7 protein-coding genes are annotated in these 3,656 nt (G+C 64.9%); all 7 read left to right on the forward strand.

Translation table 11 applies throughout. The features are described 5' to 3' along the window. A partial coding sequence (locus P0D80_RS49000) for a flavodoxin family protein (protein WP_408295668.1) occupies nucleotides 1-297 on the forward strand: 297 nt, incomplete at its 5' end. A gap of 22 nt (nucleotides 298-319) precedes the next feature. Next, on the forward strand, nucleotides 320-757 hold the full coding sequence (locus tag P0D80_RS49005) for a hypothetical protein (protein ID WP_408295671.1): 438 nt from the start codon (nucleotides 320-322) through the stop codon (nucleotides 755-757). Between the two features lie 133 nt (nucleotides 758-890). Continuing rightward, a complete protein-coding gene (gene atpD / locus P0D80_RS49010; RefSeq protein ID WP_408295674.1) occupies nucleotides 891-2,384 on the forward strand; it encodes a F0F1 ATP synthase subunit beta in 1,494 nt (497 codons plus the stop codon). Next, complete coding sequence (locus P0D80_RS49015) at nucleotides 2,381-2,839, forward strand: F0F1 ATP synthase subunit epsilon (protein ID WP_408295677.1); 459 nt, start codon at nucleotides 2,381-2,383, stop codon at nucleotides 2,837-2,839. The genes atpD and P0D80_RS49015 overlap by 4 nt, the downstream gene beginning before the upstream one ends. Continuing rightward, the gene (locus tag P0D80_RS49020) at nucleotides 2,836-3,150 is read left to right on the forward strand and encodes an AtpZ/AtpI family protein (protein WP_408295680.1); all 315 of its coding nucleotides are present in this window, start codon (nucleotides 2,836-2,838) and stop codon (nucleotides 3,148-3,150) included. The genes P0D80_RS49015 and P0D80_RS49020 overlap by 4 nt, the downstream gene beginning before the upstream one ends. After that, entirely contained in the window at nucleotides 3,143-3,424 is a 282-nt protein-coding gene (locus tag P0D80_RS49025; protein WP_408295683.1) for an N-ATPase subunit AtpR, read from the forward strand. The genes P0D80_RS49020 and P0D80_RS49025 overlap by 8 nt, the downstream gene beginning before the upstream one ends. Further along, nucleotides 3,421-3,656: FoF1 ATP synthase subunit a (locus P0D80_RS49030; RefSeq protein WP_459252777.1), on the forward strand; the 236-nt coding region annotated here is incomplete at its 3' end. The genes P0D80_RS49025 and P0D80_RS49030, both read left to right, overlap by 4 nt.

Below are 3,656 nucleotides of genomic sequence, written 5' to 3' on the forward strand. Positions count from 1 at the left end.
GATCTCGTTGTCATCGGCTCGCCAGTGTGGGCGGGTTCGGTGTCGGCCCCGGTGCGTTCTTACCTCATGGAGAATCGAGCGCGGTTGCCGCAGGTGGCGTTCCTTTGCAGCTTCGGCGGGCGGGGCGCTGACAAAGCACTGCGTGAGATGCAGCAGATTGTGGGCAAGCCAGCCGTTTCAGAATGCAAGGTCACTGCGAGCGAGGTTCTTCACGGTGTACACGCTGCCCTTGCCGTGTTTGTCAGTGACCTCAAGCGTCACATCGCCAGATCGCGAAACCTCGAGTGGGCGTGTTGATTCGTCGGGGGAATGAGCGGACATGGAAAATAGATTGATCCTCGCCCTTCTGATCGCCGGACTCGCGGCGTGCACCACCGAGGCACGCGTTGCCGCGCTTCGCGATACGGAAATTCAGCTCGACGAAGCGCGCGCCCATGCGTCGGTGGAATGTTCCACGCGCGCAGATTGCGATCGTCTTTGGACCCTGACCAGGACGTATGTTGCACTGCGCTCGGTGACGCCGATTCGCCACGCCGACGAAACGGTGATCGAAACGGCCGAGCCACACATGTTTGGCGCCGTCTATGTGTGGGCGACGCGGACGACCGACGAAAGAGGAGCCTCGACGATCAGCCTCAAGGGTTTGTGCCGGGGTATGTATCGGGCAGATGGCAACCCGGGCTGGCTGTACAGAAGTTGCGCCGAGCAGATCCGTGCGGTGGAAATGAATTTCCGCGCATTCGTCGGCGCGTCATGACGATGGGCAAGGACGGCCCAGCCTCCTGCCTGCGGATCGCAAGTTATCAACTGCGATACGTTTGACAAAGGTCATTTTTCCGGGCCGATCGCGGCGTTACCTTGCGACTGTTCGAACCTGCCACGGGATCCCTATGTCGACTCATCCAGAAGCAGATCCATCAGCAGAACAGTCGACTGCAAACGACGGCTGCGTCGTCGCAGTGCGGGGCGCGGTCGTCGACGTCAGGTTTGCGGATGGTCCGCTTCCTCCCATCGAAGACGCACTACTCATCCTGTCGGACGATCTCGCGCCGGTGCTCGCCGAAGTGCAGACACACCTGAGCGAAACCACGGTGCGCGCGCTAGCGTTGCAAGCGACGGCGGGATTGCGGCGTGGCGCGCGCGTGCAAGCCTGTGGCGGTCCCATCGCGGCGCCGGTCGGCGAGGCGGTGCTCGGGAGGCTCCTCGACGTGACGGGCGCGACCCGTGACGACGGTCCCGCACTTCCCGCGCTTATAGAGCGCCGTCCGATTCATCGCGCTGCGCCGCCGCTCGCCGCGCAGACGGGCTCGACGACGCTATTCTCCACCGGCATCAAGGTGATCGATCTGCTCGCGCCGCTCGCCCGAGGTGGCAAGGCGGCAATGTTCGGCGGAGCGGGCGTCGGCAAGACGGTGCTGGTCATGGAGTTGATCCATGCAATGGTCGAGCGCTATCAGGGCATTTCGGTGTTCGCCGGGGTCGGAGAACGCTCGCGCGAGGGGCACGAGATGTTGCTCGACATGCGCACGTCTGGCGTCCTGGCGCGCACGGTGCTGGTATATGGCCAGATGAATGAACCACCCGGCGCACGCTGGCGTGTACCGTTTACGGCGTTGACGATCGCCGAGTATTTCCGCGACGAACGCCGCCAGAATGTGCTGCTGCTGATGGATAACGTGTTTCGCTTCGTGCAGGCGGGTGCCGAGGTGTCGGGCCTGCTGGGGCGCATGCCTTCAAGAGTCGGTTATCAGCCTACGCTGGCGAGCGAAGTCGCGAGTCTGCAGGAACGTATTGTTTCGGTTGGCGACGTGTCGGTCACTGCAATCGAGGCCGTCTACGTGCCCGCCGACGATTTCACCGACCCGGCGGTGACCGCGATCGCAGCGCACATCGACAGCATGGTCGTGCTGTCCCGCGCGATGGCCGGGGAGGGGATGTACCCCGCCATCGATCCGATCGCATCTTCATCGATCCTGCTCGACCCGCTCGTAGTCGGTGAGGAACACGCGGCGGTTGCGATCGAGGTGCGCCGGATCATAGAGCACTACCGCGAGTTGCAGGACGTCATCTCCTTGCTTGGTATCGAGGAACTGGGCGCCGACGACCGCGTGCTCGTAGGGCGTGCGCGGCGCCTGCAGCGTTTTCTGACCCAGCCTTTCGCTGTCACCGAAGCCTTCACGGGTGAAGCGGGCCGTTCCGTGGCGATCGCCGACACGATTGCCGGCTGCAAGGCGATCCTCGCCGGCGAGTGCGATACGTGGCAGGAAAGCTCGCTCTACATGATCGGCATACTCGACGAGGGTCGCCGCAAGGAAGCGGCGGCCGCCGCACAGGACGCCGTCGCACCGGACGCCAGCGCGCGTGCCGTGGAGCAGGTGCCATGAGCCGCGCGCCTTTGACACTGACCGTCGCGACGCCTTCGACGGTGTGGTTCGACGCCGTCGAGATCGTTTCCCTGCGCGCGCAGGACGAAAGCGGCTCGTTCGGCATCCGCGCCGGACATGCCGACCTCGTGACGCTGCTGACGCCGTCGGTGGTGCGCTGGACCTGTGCGGACGGCGTCACCCATTACTGCGCAGTGGACGGCGGCGTGCTGTTGGTATCGGGCGGCGTTCAGGTGTCGATCGCCTGCCGCGAGGCGATTCCCGGTGATTCGCTGGACAGTCTGGAAGCCGGCGTGCGCAGCCGTCATGCCGATGAAGACGACGCGGCACGCCGCGCCCGTGTCGAGCAATTGCGATTGCATGCGCGCGCAGTGCGTCAGATGCTGAGCTATCTGCGCCCGCGCCCGGGCATCGATGGTGCCGATGGATCCGGCATGGGAGCGCATCTGCGATGAACCCGCACCCTACCGATGAGCACGACCCGCACGACAGGATGGCCGGCGCAGCGCGCGAGGCCGCCGAGCGTGATTCGCGCGGCCGGGCGGAACCCGAGCCATCGCTCGGCAGCAGGCTCGGACAGATTGGCATCCTCGGTTGGGCGATCGTCCTGCCGACGCTGATGGGACTCGCGCTCGGACACTGGCTGGACCGAACCTTCGGCACGCGGGTGTTCTTTTCGGCACCGCTTCTGATGCTCGGCGCCGTAGTCGGCTTCTGGTCGGCCTGGAAATGGATGCACCGGCAGCAAGGAGGGCACCATGAATAGCGCACCGTCGTCGATCGTCGCGCAGGCCGCGCTTGGACTCGCGGTCGGCACGTTAGCGGGCGCATGGCATTTCATGTCGCTGCGCTGGAACGGCCCGCTGTTTGCCGAAGGCCGCGCGGCAGCCGCGCTGGCGCTTCAGCTTGCCCGTTTCGCGCTCACAGGTGCGTTGCTGCTGACGCTCGCGCATTTCGGCGCACTGGCGCTGCTGACGGGCATGGCAGGCATTCTGCTCGCGCGCGCAATCGCAATGCGTCGTCACGGAGGCCGGCCATGACCGCTTCACCACTGGCAACCGCGCCGCTCCTGCAGGTCGGTGTATTCACCATCACCGGGCCGGTACTTACAACCTGGGCACTGATGACGTTGATGACCGCGTTGTCCGCCTTGCTGTGCCGCAACCTCTCGCTCACGCCTGGCAAGACGCAAACGGTGCTGGAACTGCTGGTCGACACTATAGATCAGCAGATCCGCGACACCATGCAGACGAGTCCCGCCAGGTATCGCGC

This window comes from Paraburkholderia sp. RL17-373-BIF-A (genome assembly GCF_046030175.1).
GTDB lineage: Bacteria > Pseudomonadota > Gammaproteobacteria > Burkholderiales > Burkholderiaceae > Paraburkholderia.